This window comes from Superficieibacter sp. (assembly GCF_032071645.1).
Taxonomy (GTDB): domain Bacteria; phylum Pseudomonadota; class Gammaproteobacteria; order Enterobacterales; family Enterobacteriaceae; genus Superficieibacter.
On the sequence record NZ_DAMAPU010000004.1, the window covers coordinates 406198 to 432613 of the forward strand.

Sequence of the window (26416 nt, forward strand, 5' to 3'; positions counted from 1 at the left end):
ATGATGAATTACTTTAGAACTTTATTTCGCGGCGTGGTTTCTGCCCTGCTGCTGATGACTTTTCTGGCGTCCGGCGTAAAAGCCGAAACGGTGCCGGAATTAAATATCACCGTATTTGCCGCGCCGTCGCAAAGCGTCTGGGTCCCGGCGTTAATTCAGCATCTGGCGCTGGATAAAAAGCACGGTTTCAAACTGAACGTGACCCAGAAGCCGTCTAATGTCGCCTATACCGATTTCGCCACCGGTAAAGATCCGTTCTGCTACTGCGCCGCTATTCCTGCGGTATCCCGTTTTAAACAACAGGGCGCCGATATCGCGCTGCTGTGGAACGTATTTAATTTTGAATCGGATATCGTGGTGAAAGATCCGGCGATTAAAACCCTTAATGATTTACAGGGTAAGACGTTGCTGACGGATACCATTTCCGGCGGCTGGGCATTATCCAAATGGTTTTTTGAACAGCAGGGACTGGATATGCAGAAAATAACCGTCAAATCCTCCAGCGTGCGCGGGGCGGCTTTTCTCGCCGAGCTACAGCTTAACCGGGTCGATGCGCTACTGGTGAATCCAATTGAAGGCGCGGCCGCGGTGCAGCAAAGCCACGGTGAATATCACACCATTGCGGTCTTTAACCAGGCGCTGTGGAAGAAGATTTCCGGCACTGATTTTGTTCCGCAGGTGACGACCGGGGTTTCACAAGCGTGGATCGCTAAGCCGGAAAACCAGGATCTGGCACGTCGTTTTTACAGCGCCAACCGCGAGGCGGCGGAGTTCATTGCCGCGCATCCTGAAGAGGCCGCGAAGCTGGTGGCAAAAGACGCGAAGCTGGATGTCCCGGCGATGGAACAAGTGCTGCGCCGCTATCGCAATCTTATTCGCATCGAACCGCTGGCACCGCACCGTCAGACCATCGCCCTGCTGACCCAGAAGCTGCTGCCGGAAGCAAAACTCCTGCCCCGTCCGCTGACGGATGAGGAACTGAAGTCTCTGGTGCCCGATTTTAACGTTGCCCCTTAACGCGCGAGCAAAAGCCTGTGAGCCAGATATCGAATCACTCTGTGAAAATCACCGCCCGCGAGAAGCGGGCGGGCAGACGAAAAACCCGCCGCCTCCCCTGGGAAGGTGCGCTGGCGATTGCCGTACTGCTGGGAGGCTGGATGTGGGGATCGCACTACTCCACGCCGATGTTTTTCCCGTCGCTGACGCAGATCTTCACCAATATCGTCACCCTGCTTTCCAGCCCGGAAGGCTGGTCTTCCGTCGGGACGACCTACGCACGCATTCTGCTGTATCTTGCCGGATCGTTTGTCATCTCTTCCCTGCTGGGACTGCTCGCCGCATGGAATGTGCATATCGAGCGCTTTCTGCTGCCGCTGATCGAGCTTAAGCAGGGCATTCCCGCCTTGTGCTGGGTGCTGTTTGCCATTATCTGGTTTGCCGACAGCGAGGCGCGAATTGCTTTCGTGGTTATCACTTCCGCCCTGCCCACGTTCTTTTATCAGTCGCGCGATGCGCTGCGCAGTATTCCGCGCGACTGGGTCGAGCTGGTGCATTCCCTGCGCCCCTCCGCATGGCAGAAAGCGCGTATTTTGTGGTGGCCTGCCATATTGCCCGCGCTGCTGACCGGCTGGCGTATCAATATTGGCAATGCCACCCGCGTTACCATTATGGCGGAACTGCTGGGTGGCATTACCGGGATTGGTCATGAGCTGCGGGTGTCACAGGAGATGTTCCGCATGGATCAGACGATTGCCTGGACGGCGGTGCTGGTTCTGTTCGTGATTGCCAGTAACGCGGTGATAAGCCTCGCTGAACGCCACTATCTTTTTTATCGTCATGGCGATGGAGTACGCGATCATGTCAACTGAACCGGCTATCACGTTCTCGCACGTCGCGCGCCACTTTGCGCGCAGCGGCGAAGCGAACGGAACGACGGCCATCACCGATCTGCATTTCAGCATCCGTACAGGCGAGCATATTTGCGTGGTGGGCCGCACCGGCTGCGGCAAATCCACCAGCGTCAACCTGTTGCTGGGCTTACTGCCCGCCTCTTCTGGCAGCGTGCGGGTGCTGGGTGTCGATCCGTATCAGGATTTTCAGCGCCTGCGCGGGCGTATCGGCTGCGTCTTTCAGAGCGACCGGCTGCTGCCGTGGCGTAGCGCAATAGATAACGTGCTGATGCCGCTGGAAATCTTGCGTACCCGCAACCGCGCAACCTTTGCCAGCGCGACGGAGTTGCTCGCCAGAGTTGGCCTTGCCGGATATGAAAATGCCTTTCCGCATCAGCTTTCCGGCGGTATGCGCCAGCGGGTCGCCTTTGCCCGGGCGTTAATCACCGAACCGGATATTTTGATTGCGGATGAAGCCTTTGGTCATCTTGATGAAGTGACCGCCAGCGCGCTACGTCATGATTTCAAACAGATTGCCCGCGCGCGAGGCCAGACGGTGTATCAGATCACCCATTCGCTGGATGAAGCGCTGGAAGTCTCTGACCGGATACTGGTGCTGGATCGGCCTGGCAAAGTGGTGGGGATCTTTACCCGTCCGCAGTGGGAAGGCGACCCTGATCTTCAGCGCCAGGTGAAACAGGACCTGCGCCGTCTGATTGCAGGCCAGGAGACGACCACTGAGGAGGCGCAATGACGACGGTCAGCGCGTCGGAAGAGCGCGTGTCGCCGCCGCTCTCTCCGGCAACGCGCCGGGTGGCGTGGATCATCTCGGCGGTTTTTTTTATTGAGCAACTCGATTCGTCGATCGTTGCGCCTGCCCTGCCTGATATGGCGATCGGTCTTGGCAGCGACGTCATTACCCTGAGCGCAACCATCACCGCCTATCTGCTGGGGCTGACGGTGCTGATCCCGGTCAGCGGCAAGCTGGCCGAACGCTACGGCGATAAGGCGCTGTTTTCACTGGCTATCGCTGCGTTTATGCTGGCTTCTGTCGCCTGTGGCTTTGCTAACGATGCGCAGTTGCTGATTGTGCTGCGCTTTGTTCAGGGTCTGGCTGGCGCGCTGATGGCACCGGTCGGACGGCTCATCGTCCTGCGCTCGGCGGCCCGGCATGAACTGGTCGAGGCCATGGCGCTGGTGATTTTACTCGCCATGATTGCCCCGGTGATTGGCCCGTTTCTCGGCGGGGTGATTGTCACCTGGCTCAACTGGCGCTGGATCTTCTGGGTAAACGTGCCGCTGTGTTTACTCTCTCTGGCGCTGATATGGCGCTTTTTACCCGCCACGGCCGGGGATCGTGAGGTCCGGCTGGATAAAACCGGCTCGCTCCTGACCGGGCTGGGCTTCTCCTGCCTGATTTACGGATTGATCGCGCTCGGTGAAGCGCAGCATGAGCCGCTAAGCGTGGGCATCGCCATTGCTGCCGGATTGCTGTTTATGATCGGCTATCGGCTTCACGCCACGCGGGTCAGTTCCCCGGTGCTCAACCTGTCGCTGCTGAAGCTTTACAGCTTTCGCGCCTCGATGCTGAGCGGGTCGATATTTCGTATTGCGGTTGGCGGGCTGCCGTTTCTGCTGCCGGTGACGCTGCAGAAAGGGTATGGCTACAGTCCGCTGTACGCCGGGATGGTGGTGCTGATCCCCGCCGCCGGAGGACTGTGCATGAAATTTTTCAGCACCCGTCTGCTGCGCAGGCTGGGCTACCGTAACGGTCTGGCGCTGCACGGCCTGCTGGCAACCCTTTGCCTGGCGCTGGCGGGCGTTCTCCATCCGCAGGATGCAGTGGTGGTTTATGTTCTGGCGCTGTTTGGTTTTGGCTGGGCGCGCTCATTGCAGATGAACGCCTTCGGCACGCTGGCTTATGCCGACGTCAAAAAGCCGCAGTTGGCCTCGGCGACCAGCTTCTTTTTATCTATCCAGAATCTGACGACGGCGCTCGGTGTGGCGCTGGCGGCACTGCTGCTGCGCTTTTTCAGCGATCTGCCCGGCGAAACCACGGCTGACAGCCTGCTGTGGACCTGGCTGCTACTGGCGTTACTTGCCCTGCTGAGCGCCGTGATGTGTTTACGTATGCCATCTGATACGGGCAATGCCCTGTTGAAAAAATGAGGAAATGCGATGACTGTCTCCCCTTTTATAAGCCGCCCACCCGCGAATGCCCGGCGGGTATTCATCACCGAGAATGACGCACCGCCAGCGGATCTGTGGCCCGGCTCGCTGATTGCCACGCTGATCCCTCACTATGCGCAGGCAGGCGGCGGGCGGCGTGGGCGGCTACCGCTACCGGAAAAACAGGCCGTTCAGGACTGGCTTGCCGAAGCCGGTATTGATAACCAAACGCCAATCGTCGTGTATGACGCCGGAAACGGTAGCCAGGCGGCACGGGCGTGGTGGGTGCTGAACTGGGCCGGGCATAATAACGTCTTTATTCTGGCGGAAGGCAGTGAAGCCGCGCACCCGCCTGGGCAGACTGCAACGTTTCGCGAGGTGACTACCGACGACATTCTGCGTCATGCAGACGACGTCCAACTGGTGGATGCGCGCGGTACAGCGGCGTTTGAGGAAGGGCATTTGCCCGGCGCGATTTCGCTGCCGGTCGCTACGCTTCAGGACGGACCAGGAAGGCTGTTGCCGCGCGCGCAACGGCAGGTAAAACTGGCGGCGCTGGGTCTGACCGATAGCCGCCCGCTGGTTGCCTACTGCGGGTCGGGCATTGCCTCTGCCTGGCTGGTTGCGGCGCTGCACGACGCGGGTCTTGATGCGGCGCTGTACGTCGGCTCATGGAGCGCGTGGAGCCAGCGGGACGCCTGAAAAAAACCGTCAGGGCGATGTCCTGACGGTGAATTTCATTAATGATGCAGCATTTCGTCAACCACTTCCGCTTTGCTTAACTGGTACGGATAATAAGTCGGCCAGTTATCCATCTCTTTCAGCAGAGCATCCTGCGACGTGTTACCCATGAAAATATGGTAATGCGCCGACTTGCGCGGGGCGATGATATGATCGCTGAACTGTACGTATTTCGGCGCTTTACTGTTGGCGTCTTTACACTCAAACAGATAGCGCACGCCTTTTTTACCGGAGGTATAGGTCAGGATCTTGTGGCCCGCGTAGTCGTACTTACAGCTACTGACCTTATCGCCCACGTGAAACTCCATCACGCCATTCTCAATGCCGATCATCCCGACATCCGTGACGTAACCTTTACGATAATATTCTTTGATTTGCTCAGCCGTTTTGCCTGATTCTTTTTGCGCTTTCTTTTTGAAAACCGGATCAAGATCGCCGCTTTCTAACAGCGGATAAACCGACTGCCATACGCCGTCCCAGTCGGTCAGGCTTCTGTCCTTCACGTTTTTATCGTCAAAAACGCCTTCTGCCGCTTTCTGTTCTACTTCGGTCAGCGGCGCACCGTGTGAGTGATGCGCATGAGCCAGCGCCTGACCACTGATAAACAACAGACCGACTACCAGCGCACCCTTTTTAAATTGACCCACCAGCATTCCCCCTCAATGTATACTCGATATGAATTGTTACAATATAACATAACAAACATTATGGCAACATCACGGCCCCTTTCCTTCGGCGTCAATGTTAATGCTTCACTATGTGAAGCGTTTTTCAGTCGCAATCTATGACCCGTTTCACGCAACCCGGCACTGCATTCGCCAGCAAGCCTGCGATCTCTACACTCAGCGTACCAATAACAAAACGATACCCTGCTTAACCTTCTGGAGGTTACATGGCTCAAACAGGAATTCACTACGCCGGGGATGAGGCTGGCGGTCAGCAAAAAGTCCCCGCCAGACGCACCGCCAAAATCATGCTGTCGGCGGGCGTCGGCCATTTTATTGAGTGGTTCGACTTCGGGCTTTACGGCACCCTGGCGGCCATTATTGCCAGTAACTTTTTTGTCAGCGACGATCCGGCGGTGGCGCTGTTGAAATCTTTCGCTGTTTTCGGCTCCGGCTTTCTGATGCGGCCGATTGGCGGGCTGTTTTTTGGTTCGATGGGCGACCGCCTCGGACGGCGCAAGGTGCTGGTGACGGTAATCGTCATTACCTCCATTTCCACCTTTGTGATGGGCATTCTGCCGACCTGGGATCAGGTTGGTATTCTTGCCCCGATATTGCTGGTGCTGACCCGTCTGGTGCAGGGCTTTGCCGCAGGCGGTGAAAGCTCCGGCGTGATCACCTATCTGGCAGAAAGCGCACCGCCGCATCGCCGGGCGACGCTCACCTGCTGGAGCGAAAACTTCAGCTTTATGGCCTTTGTTTGCGGCTCCGGGCTGGTGCTGTTCCTGACCCATATGCTGGGTGAGACAGTAATGAACGACTGGGGCTGGCGCATTCCTTTCCTGCTGGCGGCACCGCTCGGACTTGGCGGCCTCTACATGCGCCGGAACATGGAGGATTCCGCAGAGTTTCATAAACTGAAAGCCAGCGGCAAGCTGGAAAAATCACCGCTGCGCAAAACGCTGTCGACCTCCATGCGCGCGCTGCTGTTTTGTACCGGTTTTGTGGTGATCAAGGCGGTGAGCAGTTGGGTGCTGCAATCGTTTATGCCCGGCTATCTCTCCACGCATCTTAATTACAGCCGCACGGACTCCTACCTGATCACTACCCTCGGCCTGCTGAGCGTGGCGATTTGTATGCCCATCACCGGTTATCTCTCTGACCGCTGGGGTCGCCGCCCGCTGATGCTGATGGGCTGCGTCGGTTTTATCCTGCTGACCTGGCCTGCGATGCTGGTGATGAGTCAGGGATCGGTGGCCTCCTCGATTGCTGCCATGAGTATGCTCGGCGTCTTCGTGGCGATGTTTAACGGTGGCTGCGGAGCGGCAATGGTGGAATTGTTCCCGACCGCCATCCGCTACGGTGGGATCGCCATCGCCTATAACCTGACCGTCGCGGTGTTCGGAGGCGTGACGCCGCTGGCCTCGGCTGGCCTGATTTCCCTGACCGGCGATCCGCTCTCGCCCGCGTGGTACGTGATGATCACCGCGCTCATTTCACTTGTTGCCGTGTGGCTCGCCAAAGAAACCGCCGGAAAGATCCTCGATTAATGTGACCTGGAGTTGTTATGAAAATCAGCCACGTAGAATGTTTTCCATTAAAAATTACCCCTCGTCAGGCGTATCTGGGCGGTAATGTCGACGAGGAAGAAGACGATTATTACTACCGCCCCGAATACCGCTGCGTGTATTCACGCAAGATGGAAACCTGTCTGGTAAAAATCACCACCGATGACGGGTATGTCGGCTGGGGCGAGGCGCTGGCCCCGGTGGTGCCCCAGGTGATTGCCGAACTGATCGCACACCTGTTTACGCCGCTGCTGAAGGGCCAGTCTCCCTTCGCCAGCGCGGTACTGAATTCTCAGATGTACGATGCGATGCGCGATCGCGGGCATATCACCGGCTATCACGTTGATGCCATCGCCGCCGTGGATATCGCGCTCTGGGATCTGAAAGGCAAGATCCTCGGGCAGCCGGTGTATCAACTGTTGGGCGGCGCGTACCGCGAGACGATCCCCTGCTACGTTTCCGGCCTGCCGGAGCCGGATCTGCCCGCGCGCTGTGCGCTGGCAGCACGCTGGCAGGAGCAGGGATTTAACGCCGTCAAACTGGCGCTGGGCTATGGCGTAAAAGAAGATATTGCGAATGTCCGCGCTATCCGCGAAACCCTGGGCGACGAGGCGCAGATCTTTCTTGATGCCCACTGGAACTACAGCGTCACCGAGGCGGCGGAACTGGCGAACGCCCTGCATCCGCTGGGATTAGGCTTTCTGGAAGCGCCGCTGCTGCCGGAAGATATCGCCGGTCATCGCGAACTGCGCGCCCGCAGCCCTGTGCCGATTGCGCTGGGCGAGACCGAACGCACCCGCTATCAGTTTAAACCCGTTATTGAGCAGCGTGCCGCCGACATTCTCCAGCCGGACGTTGGGCGTACCGGTATCAGTGAACTGATGCACATCGCATCGCTGGCGGAGACGTGGAATCTTCAGGTCGCGCCGCATCTGAGCGTGGGGCTGGGGCCATGCATTGCCGCCTCCATCCACGTCGCCGCCGCGATCCCTAATCTGTTTATGCTGGAGTACCAGCCGCCGGTGTTCGCCATCGCTAATCAGTTACTTAACACGCCGCTGGTCTGCGAGCAGGGACATTATCACCTGCCGGAAGGCAGCGGGCTGGGCATTGATATTAATGAAGATCGCGTTCGTGAATCTGTTATGGGGGCTACATGTTAAAAGGTAATGTGCCAATTCTGGCGACGGCGTTTGATGCGCACGGCGACGTTGATTTCGCGTCAATGGAAAAGCTGGTGAAGTTTCTGCTGGCGCAGGGCGTTGACGGTCTGGCGCTGTTCGGCAATGCATCGGAGGGGTACGCGCTGACCACTGCTGAAAAAGAAGCGCTTTTTGCCTGCGTTAAACGGCTTACCGGCGATCTGCCGCTGGTGGCGGCGGCGGGCGGCGCATCTTCGGCGGTGGCGATTGAAGATATTCAGCGCGTGCAGCGCTGGGGCGCGCAGGTCGCGATGGTTAACCCGCCGTCAGTCGTCAAACCCGGCCCGGAAGAGATTTATCACTTCTGGCGCGATATCTGCCGTGCCTGCGATATTGACATCATGATCCAGGATGCGCCGCTGATGACCGGAGTCACTCTGCCGGTCCCGACGCTGGTGAAGCTGTGCGAAGATTTCCCGTCCATCAAATACATCAAAGTTGAACAGCCGCCGACCACGCTGAAGATCACCGCCCTGAAAAACGCGCTGGGCGATCGGGTGGGTCTGTTTGGCGGGCTGAACGCTGGCTTTCTTTATGAAGAGCTGCGCCGGGGCATTATCGGCACTATGCCCGCCTGCGAATTCCCTGACGTGATTAATGCGATCCTGCGTGCGTGGCAGCAGGATCGGCGCGAGGCGCAGGCGCTGTTTTATCGTTATCTTCCGTTCCTGCGCTACGGCGTGCAGCCGAGCATTGGCGTGGCGATCCATAAGACGGTGCTGCATCAGGCGGGTATTTTTGCCACCGACGTGGTTCGGGAACCGGCAAAAAGGATCGATCGGGTGACGCAGGATGAACTTCGCGATCTGACCGATGCGCTGGCGCTGGCCGTTCTGGAGGCGGGGAAATGAACTATATTGCCGTGGACTGGGGCACCAGCAATTTTCGCGCGCTGAGCGTGCGTGAGGGGCGAGTGATCCGCAGCGTGGAAGATACCTGCGGCGTTGGGCGGTGCCAGCGCGAGGCGCTGCCGTCGATTCTGCGCGAGCAGCTTTCGCGCCTTGAAGACGCCTTTGATGACCAGTTGCCGGTGCTGCTGTGCGGCATGATCGGCAGCAATATCGGCATTGCCGACGCGGGCTACATGGAACTGCCGCTGAGCTTTCGCGATCTGACGGCCAGAGGCCGCGAACTGCCGGGCATTCTGCCTAATCCGCTGACCCTGCGGCCCGGCATCTGCGACCGGCGGGTTAATGAGATTTGCCGGGGCGAAGAGATGCAGCTGGCGGGCGCACTCGCCCTGACCGATAACGCGATTTTTGCGGCGGTCGGCACTCACAGCAAGTGGATGACAGTTAATCGCGCGCAGCAGCGGGTGGAGAGCTTACGCACGCTGATGACCGGAGAGCTGTGGAATCTGGTCCTGCATCAGTCGGTAGTCGGCAAAGGGCTACCCGTTCAGGCGACCTCCGGGGCGGCCTTTTTTGACGGCGTGGCGACCGCGCAGGCCGTACAGCGCGGCGACAGTACGCTGGTCGCTGAACTGTTTCGCTGTCGCGGGCGCTATATTCTGGGAGAGCTGGAACCGACGGCGGCAGGCTCGTGGCTTTCCGGGCTGCTGCTGGGGCATGAGGTTTTACAGGGCCATCCCGGTCAGCAAAAGGTCTGTTTTATCGGTAGCCGCGCGCTGTTGCCGCTTTACCAGAATGTCTGTGACGCGCTGGAATTGCCCTGCGCCACGCTGGCGGCAGAAACCGCGCTGATTGCCGGTCTGAATGAGGTTTTTCGCTATGACGCTTAACGCCCGGATCGTTGCCATTCTGCGCGGCATTACGCCGCAAGAGAGCGTGGATCAGGTCGCCTGTCTGCTGGAACACGGCATCGCCACCGTTGAGATCACCACCAATTCTCCCGACTGGGCTACCAGCCTGGCGCGGGTGCATGAGGCATTTGGGCATGCCGTACAATGCGGGGCGGGTACTGTTCTTACTCCAGCGCACGTCGCGACCTGCGCCCAGGCGGGCGGGCAATTTATCCTCACCCCTAATCTGGACGCGCGGGTGGTGAAAGCGGCGCAGGACTACGGCCTGCGCGTCTGTGCGGGCGTTTTTACCGCCACTGAAATTTTTACCGCCTGCGAGCTTGGCGTGGACGTGCTGAAGGTTTTCCCGGCGGGCGCGCTGCCGTTCAATTATCCGCAGATTATCAAAGGCCCGTTGTCTGGCGAGGTGCATTTTTCCGCCGTGGGCGGCGTGGAGGTGGAAAACGTCGCAGATTTTCTGCGCCATTACGATAGCGTCGGGGTCGGTTCAGCATTATACCGACCGGGCCAGAGGGTTGCCGCCACCGCCGAACAGTGCCGGAAACTACTCAACGCCGCTGATTTTTCGCGCCGCTGACATTAAGAACTGGCGCAGGCTGTCAATATTCAGCCTGTCGCCATGAATATTAGACAGCGCTATCGCTGCCTGCATGCCCGGAATAATACACGCCAGCCGATAATCCTGCTCCGAATAGGCTTTACCATACACCTGATGATGCCGCGCGTTTTCAATGTCGTTTTTCAGCAGGTGATAATCATGAATACCCAGCCGATCGATAATTTCTTCATCGCTCATGGTTGCCAGCAATTTAATACCGATAACAGAATCGCGAATCGGCACGGATTCATAATTACCAATTGCGCGGGCAATACTTTTTCCGCCGCGCGTATGCAGTAAATACACCACGTTATTGCCGCTCAGCACGCCAATAACGATGGATACCGAATGACTGCCCGTCTCTTCCAGCATATTCAATACCGCAGTATAAAATGCCGAGTTGTGGATCGCGCTGGCCGACAGACGATGTATTCCCATCCCCAGGCTGTATTTACGTCTGGCATCCTGCTGCACCATTTCGAGCTTCAGTAGCGTCTGCATCAGCCGGGTAACTTTCGCTGAATCCAGCCCCAGCAGGCGGCCGATTTCCCTGATCCCAAAAGAGCGGTTTCCCGTTGCCAGAAGGTTGAGGCAGCGAAAGGCATCATAGACGGTGCTGTTCATTGTGCTCGCTTATCGGTTGTCGGAAAGTCAGGATTAAAGAGGTCGGTACATAGTAGGTGATTTAACGCATGAAAGGTATCAGACCCGACAGAGAATATATTTTGCCGTAAATCACAATGAAACCGCTCTGGTTAAAAGCGGCTTCATTACGTTCTGCAGTAATAGATTATTACTGATTCTGCTCGCGCCATTGTTTGACCATATCTTGCGTGACTTCGTCTTTATAGCACAGGGGCGCATATCCTCCCGCCCTGCTCCATGCGCTTCGCCGTCCGCAGGAACTGCCGTTTCTGGCCCGGTTAAAGGGACAGGCACAGGTGCCGGGATAAGCCGCCACAGAGTCATTGATAATTTGTTGTTTAACCTGATCGTCAGACAGACGGGTCGTTTTAGCGAAAACGGGATCGGAGATAAAAACACAAACGATAGCCAGCAGGATCAAAACCAGAGCATTCACGTTCATGATCGCATGTCTCATAAGAGAGGGAGAGGTTAGTTTAAATACTCGCCAGGAGGGCGGAGTTGATCTTTAGCAAAGATCGTTAACGACAGCATAAAAGAATTTAAGAGCGTGCGGGAATTATTTTACTTAAGTAGCGGGGAGAACCACAATACAGCGTTATACTTGTATTTCTCGCAGCCCGAAATGACCAGACGCTGTCAGAGGTACACGTAAATATCACCACGCCCGGCCCGCGATGACCGTTTTCTTCGGCAGATGAAAGGTCATGCAAATCCGCCTCCGGTATAGGGTATTCCTAATCCCCAACGTATTGCAAAATGGGTTTTATACTTACGAATAAGGTCAGGCGCATTTTTAATTACCAGCAGATTTTCACTGTTGGCGTTTTCAGCAAGCGTGGTGTAATTAAATGAGCCAGTTTCAAGCGTATTGCCATCAATAATCATCACTTTGTCGTGCTGTATGTGATAATGACTGTCAATGCGTATGTGTACCCCATGATCAGTAGCCGACTGTATAGCGTTCAGCGCTTTTATATTTCTGCGGTTACATCGGGCATCAATGACCACATCAACACGCACACCGCGTTCAGCGGCATGATTGAGAGCATCCACCACATCCGGCGCCTGGAATTCATAGGCCATCATGTCGACAGAACGTTGCGCCTGATTGATAGAGCGCAGCACCAGTTTATGGGCGGAGCCTTCAGGTGAAAAACCAGCGGTAATGACTGGAGCGGCTGATGCCGTTGCGGCAACGCTGATCGTTGCGATAAAAATCATTGTTCGCACAGGGATAACTCATCGCAAGTGAAGCTGACCGGTTGCTCACCGGGAGCCATTTAATGCCGCCAGAATCTTACGAATGCGGAATGTCTGAGTTGACAGCGATCAAGGTCGGAGTGTGGGCAGTCGTGAATTGATGGGATGTTTAACTGTTGTTGATATTTGGGGCGGTGGGAAAGGCTCAGGCCAGGAGTTGTATGCGAAAAATCATGGGGTAAGGGGCGGGTGATTTTAGATGAGGGGTGATTTTGGTGGGATAACAGGAACCAACAAAATACGATAATGCAATGATTTATGAAGAAATTTATCATTCGAAAAATAAAAATATACTCACCGACGATGGCGTTCAATTTTTGAACTTGTTGATGCGTCAGAAAAAGTTTTTTTCATTTAATTGTTCACACTGTTCACCTTTGATTTTTTACAAAGAATTTCATACGGTTAGATGGTGAACATACGGTGAAGGGTGAAAAGTGGATCGTTCACCCTTAAGATATGTTTAGAAAGAAAAAGACCGGCTGTTGCCGGTCTGAGGTTGGTTAAGCCGTTGCGGGTTTGTCGTCCTGTAGCTACTACTAAGAAAGGGCAAGTCTGCGCACCGTCATCAGGAAATCGAATGGGGTTGAATCCCACAACTCAGGCGAAAAATCAAATCCATACCGGCCTTTGAACTCATCATCCAACCTGTCTCGGTAAAGCTCAATGAAAGAATCAACCTCTTCGGCTAACTCTTTTAACATCCAGTTGGGAGCTGTTTTTTTATACAGTTCAATAGTGCCCTCAACAGTATCCTCCCCCTCATTTATGAGGTCATGATCCTGATTGAAATAACCCTGAATCAGCTGATCAAGATGATAGAAACTTTGCATAATCCACCTGTCCTATGGGGTCGGGAATGCTGTAAGGATATAGTAAGGTTTTCCGTTATACTCTTGCAGTTCGATAACAATCCTCACTCCACGCATGCTGATGCGCTGTGTGTTGCCTCGCGTGAATCCGTACCCAACCTCCTGACCGGCAGGATAATTGATGGTAAGGCGTCCACCGTTTTTACCACCACCGAGTAAGGATTTGATATTTGCTCGATTAAGATAGACCGCTCTCGAAATAACATTTTCAGCAACATTTAAATCTTTAAACGTTGAAGACATAATAAGTCGCTTATTTTGCTCTAATCGGGCAAGTAACTCACTATCAGTTTTTCCGATATGATTTGCGAGTGTATGTCCCCCGGGTTTGAGACCTGTAACTGATTCATGCTGGATCAATTTGATGCGACCAGCTTTAATTGCAGCTACCCGGACGGCACCAATAGCCGCTGCAAATCCAAGCGGAACGGCAATATCCACTGTCATCCCGATATTGAGAGCTGTGTTTTCATCGGCACCAAGTTCTCTTGCTGCGCTCACAGCAATCTGCCAGGTGGCTGAGCGCGTATCACGACCTGTTATCACCTGTCTGGCTGCGCTTTGAACGGCGTCAAGACTATGTGCACCAACCGCTTTCGTCAGTCCAGTTGGTTCTGGCGCGATACATAGTACCGTAGCACCGGCCATTTCTACCGCTCCGAGTAAAACACCAAGTCCACCCAATAGTCGGTTACTCAGCGTTTCCGCCTCTGTGACGCTCTTATCTAAAAGCACCGCCGCCAGTTGTACCGGCGACATAACAACGACCATTCCACCTTCTTCCATAACAGTATCCCATACCCTCATATCCTTACTCGACAATAGCCTAAACTTTCTTCGGTTGATAAGAATAAATTCTTAGCCTTTCTTATTTATTCAATTTCATCATATTTAACTGATATAAAAAGACCGGCTGTTGCCGGTCCTGGATAGACACCAAGCGAGATCATTTTAGGTTTACCGGCATAACGATAGCGAAACCGCCAGCTCTTGCTTCCATTAGGTTCTATAAGTAATGACAGCCCTTGCCCATCTCCAGGTGTATAGGCTTTAGCTTCAGGTTTAGCGCGACGAACCTGCATATCGTTTAAAGGTATGTGTATAGGAATCCAGATCGAACAGGAACATATACACAATCCTATACACATTCTGTATCGGATTCTACTGGATGGTTACGGACAGTGATGGACTAAAAAGCACTAAAATCGTTATAAATCAGGGTTTTTATGGATGAATACGGACGTTTGAGGAACTTGAGATGGTGCGATAATAGGAACAATACCTGACCACTATCATATTGATAGTATTAGCTAATATTCTGTTTCAACTGCCTACATGCCCCCAACGATGCCCCCATATGTTTTTCTGCCCTGAATAACTGGGTGTTTTTTGACCAACTTAATGTTTCATCCTGAACGCTTCAGCCATCATCCCGATCTTATGCATATGGTTATTGTTGCGCGCCATTTTATGCGCTTCGGGTTTCAGGATGATAATCAGCAGATAGGCATCGGGATCCATCGCACCTTGGCAGTATACCAAATGCGCCTGATCGCTGGTTCGTTTGAACTGACGTAAAAACTTCGGGAAAGGGGCATCCGCATCGGCAAGATGAATGTGGGCCACCTGCTCCTCTTTTACCAAGGGATAGGTGCGGTCATCATCATAGAGTGCGTCACGACCAAAGGTATCTGGCAACACGCCATCCTTTTTGTAGGACAGAAAATCCGCCGCCAAATCATCAAGCTCTTGTTGGCTCAATTGCTGACGGATCAGTGCTGACTTGAAAATCCTGATACTCATTCCGTGAACTCAGTCAGATCCTTGTCGGAGGCATTTTGCAGCAGTTTCTGCCCACTATCCGCAATATCACTTAAACGCTCAGCCGTTGGCCTGAACCGCGCAGCGGTATGAACCCTGCCCTGCTTCTCTTCCAACAGATCGATCAGTTCTTCAAACACCTTGGCACTGACCATGTAGCCAGCAGGACGGTTGTTGGAAAGAACGGCAACCGGCTCATCAATAAAATACTTCGCCGGGTTCTTTCTTAACTCAGTGATGTTAATAGATTTTTCTGCAAGGATGCGTTCCATAGACCACCTGAAAGCGTGTTTTATTACATACATTATAATGCACATCAAAGTGTGCATCAATTTTTGTTTATTTATAAAACCTTTAGAGACATCAAAACCTTCAAACGTGTGCAGGATGAGCTATGAGAATGTGGCAGATTTCATATTACTTAACTGAAAAAACTAAGCATCTCAATGATTAACCTGTTTAAATTTACGTAGAGATGATAAAGTGAATACTGGTTACGGAAAACTTACCTGTTAAAAAACAGTGTGGAGTTCATCATACAGTCTGTGGTGGGTATAAGTATCCTGCCGCTTTAGGAAAATAAGAATTTTAAACTATGAGTAAACTTACAGACGATTCTGTTGAATTTGCTAAAAAGCATATTGAATATTATTACGATTCTGACTTCTTTCCAAAAGCTTTTGAATTTCAAGCTATTTGGCACTCATGGGAGGACGTTAAGAAACATTTATTAGGAAGCAATGTTGGGAAATTCAGAACCAAGCATCCGTTGACAATGGCCTCTAAAAAGCCCTCAGGAAGTTATAGAATAGTCCATCAACTTGAGCCTCTTGATACGATAATCTATACCGCTTTAGCGTATTTAATAACTGAAAAAATAGAACAGGTAAGAGCTGGTGAAAATATTGCATGTTCTTATCGATTTAATATCGATGAAGGTGGCTTTTTTGAGAAGAACGCAGGTTTTAAAATGTTCACTGATATGATCATGAACCTCACTAATCAATACCAATATATACTGGTGACCGATATCACTGATTTCTACAATCAAATTTATTTACACCGACTTAACAATGCGATTGAGCGCGCCGACCCAAGTTTAAAAAATATTGCAGATGATACAGAAGGATTCATCTCTTCCCTGAACGATAAAGCTTCACAAGGAGTCCCTGTAGGCCCAGCAGCAAGCATAATAATGTCTGAAGCTGTACTAATAGATATCGATGAATACATTACAAATTTAGGTGTAGAACATACGAGATATGTAGATGACATAAGAATTTTCTCTGACTCCAGAGAAGAACTTGAGAAAACATTAGAAAAACTCACCTTATATTTACATGAAAATCATCGACTTACTCTTGCATCGGATAAAACCTTTATTCAAGAAACAGAAAAATATGTTGAGGGCGTACTTCATAATCAATACGAAATGGAGAAGGTTGAAATATTCGAAACTCTTGAAATTTTCAACCCATATTCCGGGGTCGTTAAGCATGAAGAAATATTAGTTGAACAAAAACCCGACCTGGAAGGACATCTGAAATATATTTCGGAACAACTTTTAAAACGTGACACTATCGATCTTGGGCTCGCTAGGGCATTGATTAGAAAAGCGAAATCGAATCGCATTGAATTCGTGGCGAACATAATTTTTGAGAATTTTGAATTTTTCTCACCTGTCATCAATGATGTCATCCTTTATTTTCAGGCACTATCAAATACCAAATGGATAAATGACAATAAAGATAACTTTATTTCTTTATTATCTGCTCCGTCTATAAAACAAAGTATGGTTAGATATTGGTTAGAGTGGTATTTCTCAGCAAGTGAAATTTTACTCCAAATTGCAGAGATAAAAAGATTTATAAATCAAAGTGATTTTATTGAAAATCAAGCTTTTGCCGCAATGACCTCAAAAAATGTCTCATGGGTCAGAGATAATAAAAATAAAGTCTTTTACGTGGGTGAAAAAGGAAAACGAGCCATATTAAGATCAACAAAAATCCTTCCTCAAGATGAGCGCAACAACTGGCTTAGAAATATTGAGAAAAATACTCCGGAGGAATTAGATCGGTGGATCATAAAATGGGTCATGGATACATCCCGATGAACTTTAACATGTTATTTTTATTGGTTACGATAAAGTATCAATCAGTAAATATAATAAAACAGTGTTAATGTATACAAAGATGGTGTAAATTTTTCCCATAATCCCAGTATAATACAGGCCATTATGGATACATCTGAACATTGTAAAGAAGTTTACGCATACTTTGGACTCGCAATGTATAGGGCTCAATGTGTGGAACAGTCAATAGTCCAGCTATTAATTTTCTTTGATTTTTTCAAAGAAAACGTACCTAAATTTAGCACAAGTGAGAAATGGGAGGAGGATTTTGATAGATTTGATGAGATGTTATTAAAAAAAACCATGGGAAATCTTTTAAATTCAATAAAAAAACTCAGTGTTTTAGATGATGACATTGAGAATACATTGTCATTAGCCTTAAAGACACGAAACTGGTTAGCTCACGCATACTTTGTCGATCACGCTTTAGATTTCATAAATGAATCTGGTCGTAACAAAATGATTACAGAACTTGAAAAGGTTATTGAATTATTCAATTCAGTTGAAAATATACTGCAACCAATTTCCAGTTCTGCAGCACTTAAGTATGGATTAACTGACGAGGTTTTGGAGAGAATAAAAAAAGAAATGCATAAATCAGTTCAAGGTGATATTTAATTAGTCCAGTAGCGAATTTTTATATTTTATAGAAACCCTTATTAAGGTCGGTTTAAGATAATAACCTGCATGTCTGATCCATTGATTGATGCAAAATGATTTAAATGATAAATACAATAGTATTAAGTCGAACTACCCTCGTAATAGCTACTACCTCGTACTCACTATAAAAAACGGGAAGTTCAGTCAAGAAAAACCAGAAATATCTTGCTCAAGTTCTTTGATAGACGAGGTAATTTTATAATTAAAGATTCTAGTCACTGCTGCATGGCTTAGCTGCTTGACCTCTTCTTCTCCAATCCATAAAGATACAATCTCCCTTTGCTGCTCAATCGATAACGAATCAAAATTAGGAATATACTTGTGAGAGTCTTTATCTCCACGATGCCACTCATAGAACGTTTTGATTAACGATTTCAACTTGATATCTTTATCTAACTCGAACCGTTCCGTCAATTTTCTTATGGTATGATTAACAGCTCTGAACTGAACCGTACTAGATACTTGGGAGAAATAAGCCACCCAGCCCATACGTTTTCCATCGAAAATACAACCAGTAATTCGCAAATTTAGCTTCCACTGGCAATATGCTATGGCTCGTGCTTTATCTTTCTTGCTTTTAGCTTTAGATAATGCATGTCGATAGGCAGTAAATATTTTTGCAAGCGATGATTCAAAGCGAAGAACGCTATCTCTCCTGATTCCAACCCCTTGCTCACTCACCTTGTAACCCAGAAAATTAAATGACTCACACAATAAACCTACCTTTGACTTAGATTCAGCATTACCTATTGGATGAGGAGAGAGACCAATACTTTCCAATTTATTTACAATAGCATTGGCGATTTCGGTAGCTCGACCGGCGGGGGATAATATGAGAATGTCATCAACATATCGCTTATACCAAATATCTTTCATAAGGCTGATTTCTTCATCAATTTTTTGTAATGCAATTTCAGCCAAAACATTTGAAATAGACAGACCTTGCGGTACCCCAACGCTATTTTTAATTACACCTTTACTTCCTTGCCCCTCACTTACTGTCGGTGTAGAAATAGCACTATAAATTAAATGCCTGAATTCTGGTTTTCTAATTTTATTTTTGACCGAATGCACAATCAGTGCATGAGGAATCGAAGGATAAAAATTCTTAAGATCAATTTTGGCATATTCATAATATTTGCCAGAAACTATAGAATCTTTAAGTGATTCTATCACCACTTGAGGAAGCGAAAGCTTTGCTTTGGGGAATACATCAATGAGTGCATCACAAAGTGCTCGAAGCGTGATCCGGTCTCGTACCGTTGGAATAGAAATCTGTCGGGGAAATGAATGTGCCCCTTTGGAAATCAACTTTTCCTTATATGCAGTGAAATTATAGTTGCCGACAGAAACCTTTCTTACTATCAGGGCTATTTCGGATGAGATATTTTTCTCAAAACTACTTGGCTGCACCCGATCTATGCCAATTGCTCCTGATTCTTTAATTTTATCAAAATATATTTTCTTCAAATTCTTAGAGCTAAAGCACTTTTTAAAACTACGAGCCGCATTACTCATAGCAGACACCATGCCACGATAACAGGAGCCAGATATGAAAACATTAACATAATATATTTAATAATAGTATAAGCGTAAACTTGCCCATACTCTATCCAGCCCGGTTTTCGAGACGTTAACTGTGAGGAATTTCTTACTCGAAAAATTTTGTCGTCCATTGCATTATGATTTTCCACTTCATTTAACAGTTCATCATATTTTATAATATGGCCTTCTGTTATTTCCCCTCTGGAATTCATTTCATTATATAGATGTTGCAATGCCAAATAATTCTTACGCATATTCATTGCCCGGCCTCGGAAATCTCTGTTTGCAACAGAAAGTGATACACCAAGCAATGCAATTGACAACACAGCACCAAAAATATCAGTATTCTGACCAAATACAGTCGGGTAACGAATTGCAACTATAGCCAAAATAGCTCCTAGAATAGCATACCAAACGAGCAGAAATTGAGAGTGTGTATCCATCCACTCTAATCGATGATGTGCCTGAATCCGTGCCTTATAGGTAAACCATACCTTATCTAGCATGAACGTCTCCATAGCAAAATGGGAAAAGAGAGACAGGGGAAATTGGAAACTATTGAACATCCCGTGGGATCAGCGAGCCGAAGCTCAACAGCTTACGCTGTTCTTCATCAGAGCCACCCTTACCATAAGTAAGAGGAATAACCTGTCTCTCTCTTGTATCTTATAACACTGCTGAACAGAATAAATCAACTCAATATCAGAGGCTTCCATACCGCCGTATCTGGACTTCCAGTTGTAGTAAGTGACTTCAGAGATACCGGCCGCCCGGCAGACATCTTTAACGGTTCGTCCGGCTTCAACCGACTTAATCACAGCGATGATCTGATGCTCAGTAAAATGGGCTTTACGCATAGCGATCTCCTTCGTTGGCAGATTGATTATGCCGGATGACCTCTAAATATGAATGGCACGATTATGTGGGATACTTACAGAACAGCGAATACCCCCATTGATACCCCCAACTCACCGTAGATTTCTGTGAACGTGAGTAGACGAGCAGAGACAACAAGGGCCGTGAAACCGCGTATTATAAGGGTTTAAAGGGTGTTTGAGTAGACTTTGGGAGACGTTAAAATAGATAGGATGGTGCCGATAATAGGAGTCGAACCTACGACCTTCGCATTACGAATGCGCTGCTCTACCAACTGAGCTATATCGGCCCTGAGAAGGGTGCAATCTGCCGGGAGCAAATCACGGGGTAGAAGGTTAAAACTTACGGGGCGATGCGTCAATAACCTTGCGAATCAATCGGCTACTTTTGCATCACCCTTTTTCATTTAAGCACGAATCGTATCGTCGCCAAAACCTATCCACTTATAGGTGGTCAGCGCTTCAAGCCCCATCGGGCCGCGCGCGTGCAGTTTTTGCGTGCTGACTGCCACTTCCGCGCCCAGACCGAACTGGCCGCCGTCGGTGAAACGCGTGGAGGCATTAACGTAGACGGCGGAGGAATCAACTTCGTTCACGAAGCGGTTTGCGTTGCCGATGGTACGCGTCAGAATGGCATCGGAATGCTGGGTGCCGTGCTGACGAATGTGGGCAATAGCTTCGTCCAAATCCGCCACCACTTTGACGTTCAGATCCAGCGACAAAAACTCATTGTCATACTCTTCCGGCTGCACGGCAATGACCTTCGCCGGACCGCTTTTCAGCGCGTCCAGAGCGTTATTTTCAGCATGCAGCGTGACGCCGCTTTCCGCCATCTGTTTGCTAAGCGCAGGCAGGAAATGCGCAGCGATGCCCTGATGGACCAGCAGCGTCTCGACGGTGTTACAGGTGCTCGGACGCTGGGTTTTCGCGTTAACGATAATATTAAGCGCCGGTGCAATTTCAGCAGTGTCATCAACAAAAATATGGCAAACGCCGATGCCGCCGGTAATCACCGGGATCGTGGACTGCTCGCGGCATAGCTGGTGCAAGCCTGCTCCGCCGCGCGGGATCAGCATGTCGATGTATTTGTCCATCCGCAGCATCTCGCTGACCAGCGCACGGTCAGGGCTTTCAATTGCCTGTACCGCGCCTGCGGGTAAACCGCACTCTTCCAGCGCCTGCTGGATGACTTTCACCGTAGCCGCGTTAGTGCGCCAGGTCTCTTTGCCGCCGCGCAGAATGGCGGCGTTGCCGGTTTTCAGGCACAGAGAGGCGACGTCAACGGTGACGTTCGGGCGCGCTTCATAGATGACACCAATGACGCCGAGCGGCACGCGGCGGCGCTCAATGCGCAGGCCGCTGTCAAGAAGGCCGCCATCGATCACCTGCCCGACCGGATCGGCGAGTTTGCAGACCTGGCGGACATCGCTGGCAATCGCGGTCAGGCGCGCGGGCGTCAGCGCCAGACGATCGAGCATCGCCTCGCTAAGACCATTGCGGCGCGCTTCAAGTAAATCCTGCTCGTTCGCGGTAAGGATCTGCTGAGCTTCCGTTTCCAGATAATCAGCAATTTTTTCCAGAACGCGGTTTTTCTCTTTACTGCTGAGCAGCGCCAGTTGGTAAGAGGCGGCTTTCGCGGCCTGGCCCATTTGTTCCAGCATACTTCGCTCCTTAACGGGTGATCATATCGTCGCGATGAACGGCGACCGGACCATATTCATAGCCAAGAATCGCATCAATCTGCTGCGAGTGATGGCCCGCAATGCGGCGCAGCGCATCGCTGTTATAACGGCTGACGCCGTGCGCGATATCGCGACCATCCAGACTGCGGATGCGGATCACTTCACCACGGGAGAAGTTACCTGTCACGCTTTTAATGCCTTTTGGAAGCAATGAACTGCCTCTTTCCAGAATGGCCGTGGTTGCGCCCTCATCCACGGTGATTTCACCGGCCGGAGGCGCGCCGAAGATCCAGCGCTTACGGTTTTCCAGCGGCGAGGTCTGGGCGTGGAACAGCGTGCCGACAGAGATATTTTCCATCACGTCGCCGATCACACCAGGACGGCTTCCGGCAGCGATAATGGTGTCGATGCCCGCGCGGCAGGCGACATCGGCGGCCTGAAGTTTGGTGCCCATTCCGCCCGTTCCTAAACCGGAGACGCTGTCACCGGCGACAGCGCGCAGCGCGTCATCAATGCCATAAACGTCCTGAATAAGTTCAGCGTCAGGGTTGCTGCGCGGATCGGCAGTAAACAGCCCTTGTTGATCGGTCAGCAGCAGCAGTTTATCCGCTCCGGCCAGAATCGCCGCCAGCGCAGAGAGATTGTCGTTGTCGCCAACCTTGATTTCAGTGGTCGCCACCGCGTCGTTCTCGTTGATAACCGGCACAATATTATTGTCCAGCAACGCGCGCAGGGTGTCGCGCGCGTTAAGGAAACGCTCGCGATCTTCCATATCGGCGCGGGTCAGCAGCATTTGACCGATGTGGATACCGTAAATCGAGAACAGCTGTTCCCAGAGCTGGATCAGGCGGCTCTGCCCAACGGCGGCCAGCAATTGCTTCGAGGCGATAGTGGCCGGAAGTTCCGGGTAGCCAAGATGCTCACGCCCGGCAGCAATCGCGCCAGACGTCACGATAACAATACGATGCCCCGCAGCATGTAACTGCGCGCACTGGCGTACCAGCTCAACAATATGGGCGCGATTCAGGCGGCGCGATCCGCCCGTTAAAACACTGGTGCCCAGTTTTACCACCAGCGTCTGGCTGTCACTCATCTTTTCCTGCCGTCATACAAATAATAAATGGATATCAGGCAAACGTTGTAACAGGACTGAAGCCGCTTGCCAACACTCGCGGCGTCAGGCGTGACATTTTGTTGCGCAGGATCAGCAAGCGTAACGGCTGACTTTTACAATTTCATTACAAGGATAATTAAATTGAATATTTAAGGAATAATCTAAAACTGTCATAAATGTTTAATGCTTAAAAGTTAAAACCCTTCATGTTTTCAACGGGGCCGTCGCCCTGAATTTATTAGCGCGTTTATTCAAGAAGCAGGATTAAAAATGAAAAAGAGCATTCTGGCATTAGTGGTAATGGGTGTTGTCACGTCCTCTGCGGTCCATGCTGCTGAAGTTTATAATAAGAACAGTAATAAACTGGATGTTTACGGCAAAGTAAAAGCCATGCATTACTTCAGCGATAATGACGGCAAAGATGGCGATCAAACTTATGTCCGTTTTGGCTTTAAAGGCGAAACACAGATTAACGATCAAATGACCGGTTTTGGCCGCTGGGAAGCCGAATTTGCCGGTAATAAAGAAGAGGGTAACAGCAGCTCGCAGAAAACCCGCCTGGCGTTCGCCGGGATTAAATTTCAGGATTTCGGCTCCATTGATTACGGCCGTAATCTCGGCGCGCTGTATGACGTTGAAGCCTGGACCGATATGTTCCCGGAGTTCGGCGGCGACTCTTCCGGCCAGACCGATAACTTTATGACCAAACGCTCCAGCGGTCTGGCTACCTACCGTAATACCGATTTCTTCGGCGCAGTGGATGGCCTGGATTTGACGCTTCAGTATCAGGGCAAAAACGAAGGCCGCGACGTTAAGAAGCAGAACGGTGACGGCGTGGGCACGTCCCTGAGCTATGATTTCGGCGGCAGCGATTTTGCTGTCAGCGGCGCGTATACCAACTCGGACCGCACCGACGATCAGCAAAATGTGGCGCTGGCACCGCGTGGTCAGGGCGATAAAGCCGAAGCCTGGGCAACCGGCCTGAAATATGATGCCAATAATGTTTATCTGGCAGCGATGTACGCCGAAACCCGTAATATGACCCCGATTACCGGTGGTTTTGCCAATAAAGCCCAGCATTTTGAAGCCGTCGCGCAATATCAGTTCGATTTCGGGCTGCGTCCGTCTCTGGGTTATGTGCAGTCGAAAGGTAAAGATATTGAAGGCGTGGGCGATGAAGATATCGTCAAATATATTGACGTTGGCGCAACCTATTATTTCAACAAAAATATGTCTGCGTTTGTGGATTATAAAATCAATCAGCTTGATGATGATAACAAACTGGCTATCAACAGCGATGACATCGTGGCGCTGGGTATGACGTATCAGTTCTGATACGGATAAACGCATCATAAAAAAACGCCCTGCAAATTTGCGGGGCATTTTTATGTAACTGGTTTAATCATTGCTTCAGGCTGGCTGGTTAATCACCCGTTCGGAGAACCCTTCTGCAGGCACCAGAGCAAGCTCCAGCGTGACCAGCAACTCCCGCGCTCTTTCATGGAACTGGCGGAGGGTGTGCTCCAGACGTTCGGTGACTTCTGGATCTTTAATCTCCGTCGGCACCCATTTTCCTTCTTTGTCGAACAGACCAAAATGGTAGCTATAGGTAAAGCGCTTCTCCTGTGCTTCCATCTCCATCCACCATCCCCAGAACTCACGTTTTTCCGGTGCCGGTTTGACATTGACGCAAACGGCCAGGCAATCAAAAAAGAAGCGGTTGTCTTCACATTGCTCTTCACGGATGTAAGGGCCAAGCGCGGTGAATTTTTTAATCAGCCTGCTTCTTGGGTGTCCACTTGGTAACGTCATTGCTCTCTCCTTTTGTGATGCAACTGTTTTACCAAATCAATAGAAATTAGCAATCTATTAACCAAATCTATGATTAATCCAGGCGGTAATTTCTTTCAACGCCTTGTCAAAGTTGCGATACACCGGGCTGAACGGGATTGTTAAAAGTTTGCCATCGGAGGATGACGAGACAATCAGCCTGGATTCTTCTTCCGGGCTGAAGGGATCGTTTTTCCAGAAGCCGGAGAGCATCGGCGTCGGGCAACGACGACCAAGCAAGCCCTGGGTTTTCAGCGAATAGCGGTTCAGCTCAACGCGCAGAGCTTCGTCTGAGGCATCGTGCATACCGAGGCGGCTGGCGAGCACGTCAAGATACATTTCCGGTACTTGTCCCTGCCGGAGCGGATCGTTGAGCAGCGCGTGTACCACCGGCCCAAGGCAGGCGACTGCTTTCAGGCGAGGCGATTCCAGATACGCCAGTCGCACCGCAACGTTAGCGCCAAAACGGAAGCCAAACAGCGCCACGCGGGTATGATCGATCCACGGAATATCCGGCAGCGATTTCAACACCTGCTGGTGCAATAAACTTGAATCCTGGGTCAGTTTCCATTTTGACGAGAAGCCGATCGAAGGCATATCCAGCGTCAGCATGGCAATGCCCAGCGGCGCAAAATAGCGCTCAAACAGGCTGTAGTAGTCAAATTGCAGCGAATCGAGGCCGCCGCACATCAGTATAGTGGGAAACGGCCCCTCACCTTCAGGCATATGTAAAAAGCCGGTGACCGGGGAGCCGCCCGGAATGGCAAACTCCATCTCGCGCATGTTTCCGGGCAGACGCTGGGATGCTTCTTCATAAGCACGGCTTGCCAGCACCTGCGCTTGTTCAGCCAGCTCGTCGCCTTTCAGATGAGGATAAGCCGCGATGCTGTAGAGATTAGCCGCGTGCAGCCAGTGGCGACCGCAGCGGGCAGCGTCGTCTTCCTGGCTGGCCTTTTGCTGCCAGAGCATCGCCTGCTTCGACCATTCGTAGATCCAGTTACCACCGCGATAACCCACCACCGTGTCATAAAGGTTTTCGTCGGTGCGTTCGGCGGAACTCATCACGATGCGCGACTGGACATCAAGAATTTCACGTGCGTCAACGCCCCGCGAGATCCACATCAGACGGTTAATCATCCGATACCAGTGCGGTACGTTTTTGCCGTCCAGCGTGGATTGCACCAGCGGTTGCTCACCGGAATTAAAGCGGCGCACCAGCGTCGAAGTTTCTGGATGTTTGAATCGGGGTTTGAACAGGGTTTCGCTGAGGTTAGCCTGTGTCATGTCGCGCAGCCTCCATGATGTCGTCGTGAAGGTCTATTGTAACGCGCCTGAGGCCAAAATGAACAACGCCCGGCATGACCGGGCGTTGAAAAAGACAGGA

At 51.0% G+C, this 26416-nt stretch carries 27 protein-coding genes, 1 tRNA gene and 2 pseudogenes; 13 read left to right on the forward strand and 17 right to left on the reverse strand.

Annotation, left to right across the window (positions count from 1 at the left end; all coding sequences use genetic code 11):
- The first annotated feature begins 3 nt into the window (after nucleotides 1–3).
- From RT197_RS11005 to RT197_RS11025, 5 genes are read left to right on the forward strand one after another with little or no spacing between them, the layout of a single operon-like run.
- Complete coding sequence (locus RT197_RS11005) at nucleotides 4–1017, forward strand: ABC transporter substrate-binding protein (protein WP_312950333.1); 1014 nt, start codon at nucleotides 4–6, stop codon at nucleotides 1015–1017.
- A 17-nt stretch (nucleotides 1018–1034) separates the two neighbouring features.
- Nucleotides 1035–1868, forward strand: coding sequence for an ABC transporter permease subunit (locus RT197_RS11010; RefSeq protein ID WP_312950335.1), 834 nt, complete (start codon nucleotides 1035–1037; stop codon nucleotides 1866–1868).
- Nucleotides 1858–2643, forward strand: a complete 786-nt coding sequence (locus tag RT197_RS11015) for an ABC transporter ATP-binding protein (protein ID WP_312950338.1) — start codon at nucleotides 1858–1860, stop codon at nucleotides 2641–2643. Before RT197_RS11010 ends, RT197_RS11015 begins: the two co-directional genes overlap by 11 nt.
- Nucleotides 2640–4058, forward strand: coding sequence for an MFS transporter (locus tag RT197_RS11020; RefSeq protein ID WP_312950340.1), 1419 nt, complete (start codon nucleotides 2640–2642; stop codon nucleotides 4056–4058). The genes RT197_RS11015 and RT197_RS11020 overlap by 4 nt, the downstream gene beginning before the upstream one ends.
- A 9-nt stretch (nucleotides 4059–4067) precedes the next feature.
- A complete protein-coding gene (locus RT197_RS11025) occupies nucleotides 4068–4760 on the forward strand; it encodes a sulfurtransferase (RefSeq protein ID WP_312950343.1) in 693 nt (230 codons plus the stop codon).
- A gap of 38 nt (nucleotides 4761–4798) precedes the next feature.
- On the opposite strand, the gene zinT is transcribed toward RT197_RS11025, so the two are convergent.
- The gene (gene zinT, locus RT197_RS11030) at nucleotides 4799–5452 is read right to left on the reverse strand and encodes a metal-binding protein ZinT (protein ID WP_312950345.1); all 654 of its coding nucleotides are present in this window, start codon (nucleotides 5450–5452) and stop codon (nucleotides 4799–4801) included.
- Nucleotides 5453–5772: 320 nt separating this feature from the next.
- Here zinT and RT197_RS11035 point away from each other — a divergent pair, with 320 nt between their 5' ends.
- Genes RT197_RS11035 through RT197_RS11055 form a run of 5 tightly spaced genes read left to right on the forward strand, consistent with a single transcriptional unit; the run spans nucleotide 5773 to nucleotide 10573 of the window.
- The gene (locus RT197_RS11035) at nucleotides 5773–7014 is read left to right on the forward strand and encodes an MFS transporter (protein WP_409529688.1); all 1242 of its coding nucleotides are present in this window, start codon (nucleotides 5773–5775) and stop codon (nucleotides 7012–7014) included.
- A gap of 17 nt (nucleotides 7015–7031) precedes the next feature.
- Nucleotides 7032–8195 (forward strand): mandelate racemase/muconate lactonizing enzyme family protein, encoded by a 1164-nt coding sequence (locus RT197_RS11040; protein ID WP_312950350.1) that lies wholly within the window; start codon nucleotides 7032–7034, stop codon nucleotides 8193–8195.
- Nucleotides 8189–9085, forward strand: coding sequence for a dihydrodipicolinate synthase family protein (locus RT197_RS11045; protein ID WP_312950352.1), 897 nt, complete (start codon nucleotides 8189–8191; stop codon nucleotides 9083–9085). Before RT197_RS11040 ends, RT197_RS11045 begins: the two co-directional genes overlap by 7 nt.
- Entirely contained in the window at nucleotides 9082–9975 is an 894-nt protein-coding gene (locus RT197_RS11050) for a 2-dehydro-3-deoxygalactonokinase (protein WP_312950355.1), read from the forward strand. The genes RT197_RS11045 and RT197_RS11050 overlap by 4 nt, the downstream gene beginning before the upstream one ends.
- Nucleotides 9965–10573 carry a 2-dehydro-3-deoxyphosphogluconate aldolase gene (locus RT197_RS11055; RefSeq protein ID WP_312950357.1) on the forward strand — a complete coding sequence of 203 codons (609 nt, stop codon included), beginning with the start codon at nucleotides 9965–9967 and terminating at the stop codon, nucleotides 10571–10573. Before RT197_RS11050 ends, RT197_RS11055 begins: the two co-directional genes overlap by 11 nt.
- Here the strand turns inward: RT197_RS11055 and RT197_RS11060 are convergent.
- The 8 genes and pseudogenes from RT197_RS11060 to yafN all read right to left on the reverse strand — a co-directional run bounded on the left by RT197_RS11060 (nucleotide 10541) and on the right by yafN (nucleotide 15467).
- The gene (locus RT197_RS11060; RefSeq protein WP_312950359.1) at nucleotides 10541–11218 is read right to left on the reverse strand and encodes a helix-turn-helix domain-containing protein; all 678 of its coding nucleotides are present in this window, start codon (nucleotides 11216–11218) and stop codon (nucleotides 10541–10543) included. The two genes, RT197_RS11055 and RT197_RS11060, sit on opposite strands and share 33 nt — an antisense overlap.
- Nucleotides 11219–11387: 169 nt before the next feature.
- Entirely contained in the window at nucleotides 11388–11681 is a 294-nt protein-coding gene (locus tag RT197_RS11065; protein ID WP_312950362.1) for a hypothetical protein, read from the reverse strand.
- 263 nt (nucleotides 11682–11944) lie between these two features.
- A complete protein-coding gene (locus RT197_RS11070) occupies nucleotides 11945–12463 on the reverse strand; it encodes a phospholipase D family protein (RefSeq protein ID WP_312950367.1) in 519 nt (172 codons plus the stop codon).
- Between the two features lie 578 nt (nucleotides 12464–13041).
- Complete coding sequence (locus RT197_RS11075; protein ID WP_312950370.1) at nucleotides 13042–13335, reverse strand: contact-dependent growth inhibition system immunity protein; 294 nt, start codon at nucleotides 13333–13335, stop codon at nucleotides 13042–13044.
- Nucleotides 13336–13347: 12 nt separating this feature from the next.
- Nucleotides 13348–14160 (reverse strand): RNase A-like domain-containing protein, encoded by an 813-nt coding sequence (locus RT197_RS11080; RefSeq protein WP_312950373.1) that lies wholly within the window; start codon nucleotides 14158–14160, stop codon nucleotides 13348–13350.
- A 140-nt stretch (nucleotides 14161–14300) separates the two neighbouring features.
- Nucleotides 14301–14471 (reverse strand): annotated as a pseudogene (locus RT197_RS11085) (Arm DNA-binding domain-containing protein); the annotation flags it as partial.
- A 301-nt stretch (nucleotides 14472–14772) separates the two neighbouring features.
- The gene (locus tag RT197_RS11090; protein WP_312950375.1) at nucleotides 14773–15177 is read right to left on the reverse strand and encodes a type II toxin-antitoxin system YafO family toxin; all 405 of its coding nucleotides are present in this window, start codon (nucleotides 15175–15177) and stop codon (nucleotides 14773–14775) included.
- A complete protein-coding gene (yafN, locus tag RT197_RS11095) occupies nucleotides 15174–15467 on the reverse strand; it encodes a type I toxin-antitoxin system antitoxin YafN (RefSeq protein WP_009111694.1) in 294 nt (97 codons plus the stop codon). The genes RT197_RS11090 and yafN overlap by 4 nt, the downstream gene beginning before the upstream one ends.
- 323 nt (nucleotides 15468–15790) lie before the next feature.
- On the opposite strand from yafN, the gene RT197_RS11100 reads away from it, so the two are divergent.
- Complete coding sequence (locus RT197_RS11100) at nucleotides 15791–17308, forward strand: RNA-directed DNA polymerase (protein ID WP_312950379.1); 1518 nt, start codon at nucleotides 15791–15793, stop codon at nucleotides 17306–17308.
- Nucleotides 17309–17431: 123 nt separating this feature from the next.
- Entirely contained in the window at nucleotides 17432–17944 is a 513-nt protein-coding gene (locus RT197_RS11105; RefSeq protein WP_312950382.1) for a hypothetical protein, read from the forward strand.
- A 186-nt stretch (nucleotides 17945–18130) separates the two neighbouring features.
- On the opposite strand, the gene RT197_RS11110 is transcribed toward RT197_RS11105, so the two are convergent.
- The 6 genes and pseudogenes from RT197_RS11110 to proB all read right to left on the reverse strand — a co-directional run bounded on the left by RT197_RS11110 (nucleotide 18131) and on the right by proB (nucleotide 23181).
- A complete protein-coding gene (locus RT197_RS11110) occupies nucleotides 18131–19504 on the reverse strand; it encodes a reverse transcriptase domain-containing protein (protein WP_312950384.1) in 1374 nt (457 codons plus the stop codon).
- A complete protein-coding gene (locus tag RT197_RS11115; RefSeq protein ID WP_312950386.1) occupies nucleotides 19501–20037 on the reverse strand; it encodes an SLATT domain-containing protein in 537 nt (178 codons plus the stop codon). Before RT197_RS11115 ends, RT197_RS11110 begins: the two co-directional genes overlap by 4 nt.
- 171 nt (nucleotides 20038–20208) lie before the next feature.
- Nucleotides 20209–20388: pseudogene (locus tag RT197_RS11120) on the reverse strand (transposase); the annotation flags it as partial.
- A 232-nt stretch (nucleotides 20389–20620) separates the two neighbouring features.
- Nucleotides 20621–20696: transfer RNA gene (locus tag RT197_RS11125), tRNA-Thr, on the reverse strand.
- A 117-nt stretch (nucleotides 20697–20813) separates the two neighbouring features.
- Complete coding sequence (gene proA / locus RT197_RS11130) at nucleotides 20814–22067, reverse strand: glutamate-5-semialdehyde dehydrogenase (RefSeq protein ID WP_312950389.1); 1254 nt, start codon at nucleotides 22065–22067, stop codon at nucleotides 20814–20816.
- 10 nt (nucleotides 22068–22077) lie between these two features.
- Nucleotides 22078–23181 carry a glutamate 5-kinase gene (proB, locus tag RT197_RS11135; RefSeq protein ID WP_312950392.1) on the reverse strand — a complete coding sequence of 368 codons (1104 nt, stop codon included), beginning with the start codon at nucleotides 23179–23181 and terminating at the stop codon, nucleotides 22078–22080.
- Between the two features lie 291 nt (nucleotides 23182–23472).
- Here proB and phoE point away from each other — a divergent pair, with 291 nt between their 5' ends.
- Nucleotides 23473–24537 carry a phosphoporin PhoE gene (gene phoE, locus RT197_RS11140; protein ID WP_312950396.1) on the forward strand — a complete coding sequence of 355 codons (1065 nt, stop codon included), beginning with the start codon at nucleotides 23473–23475 and terminating at the stop codon, nucleotides 24535–24537.
- Between the two features lie 75 nt (nucleotides 24538–24612).
- On the opposite strand, the gene crl is transcribed toward phoE, so the two are convergent.
- Together crl and frsA are read right to left on the reverse strand one after the other, a co-directional pair.
- On the reverse strand, nucleotides 24613–25014 hold the full coding sequence (gene crl, locus RT197_RS11145; protein ID WP_312950399.1) for a sigma factor-binding protein Crl: 402 nt from the start codon (nucleotides 25012–25014) through the stop codon (nucleotides 24613–24615).
- 57 nt (nucleotides 25015–25071) lie between these two features.
- Nucleotides 25072–26316: an esterase FrsA gene (frsA, locus tag RT197_RS11150; protein ID WP_312950401.1), complete on the reverse strand. Its 1245-nt coding sequence runs from the start codon at nucleotides 26314–26316 to the stop codon at nucleotides 25072–25074.
- Between the last annotated feature and the right edge of the window lie 100 nt (nucleotides 26317–26416).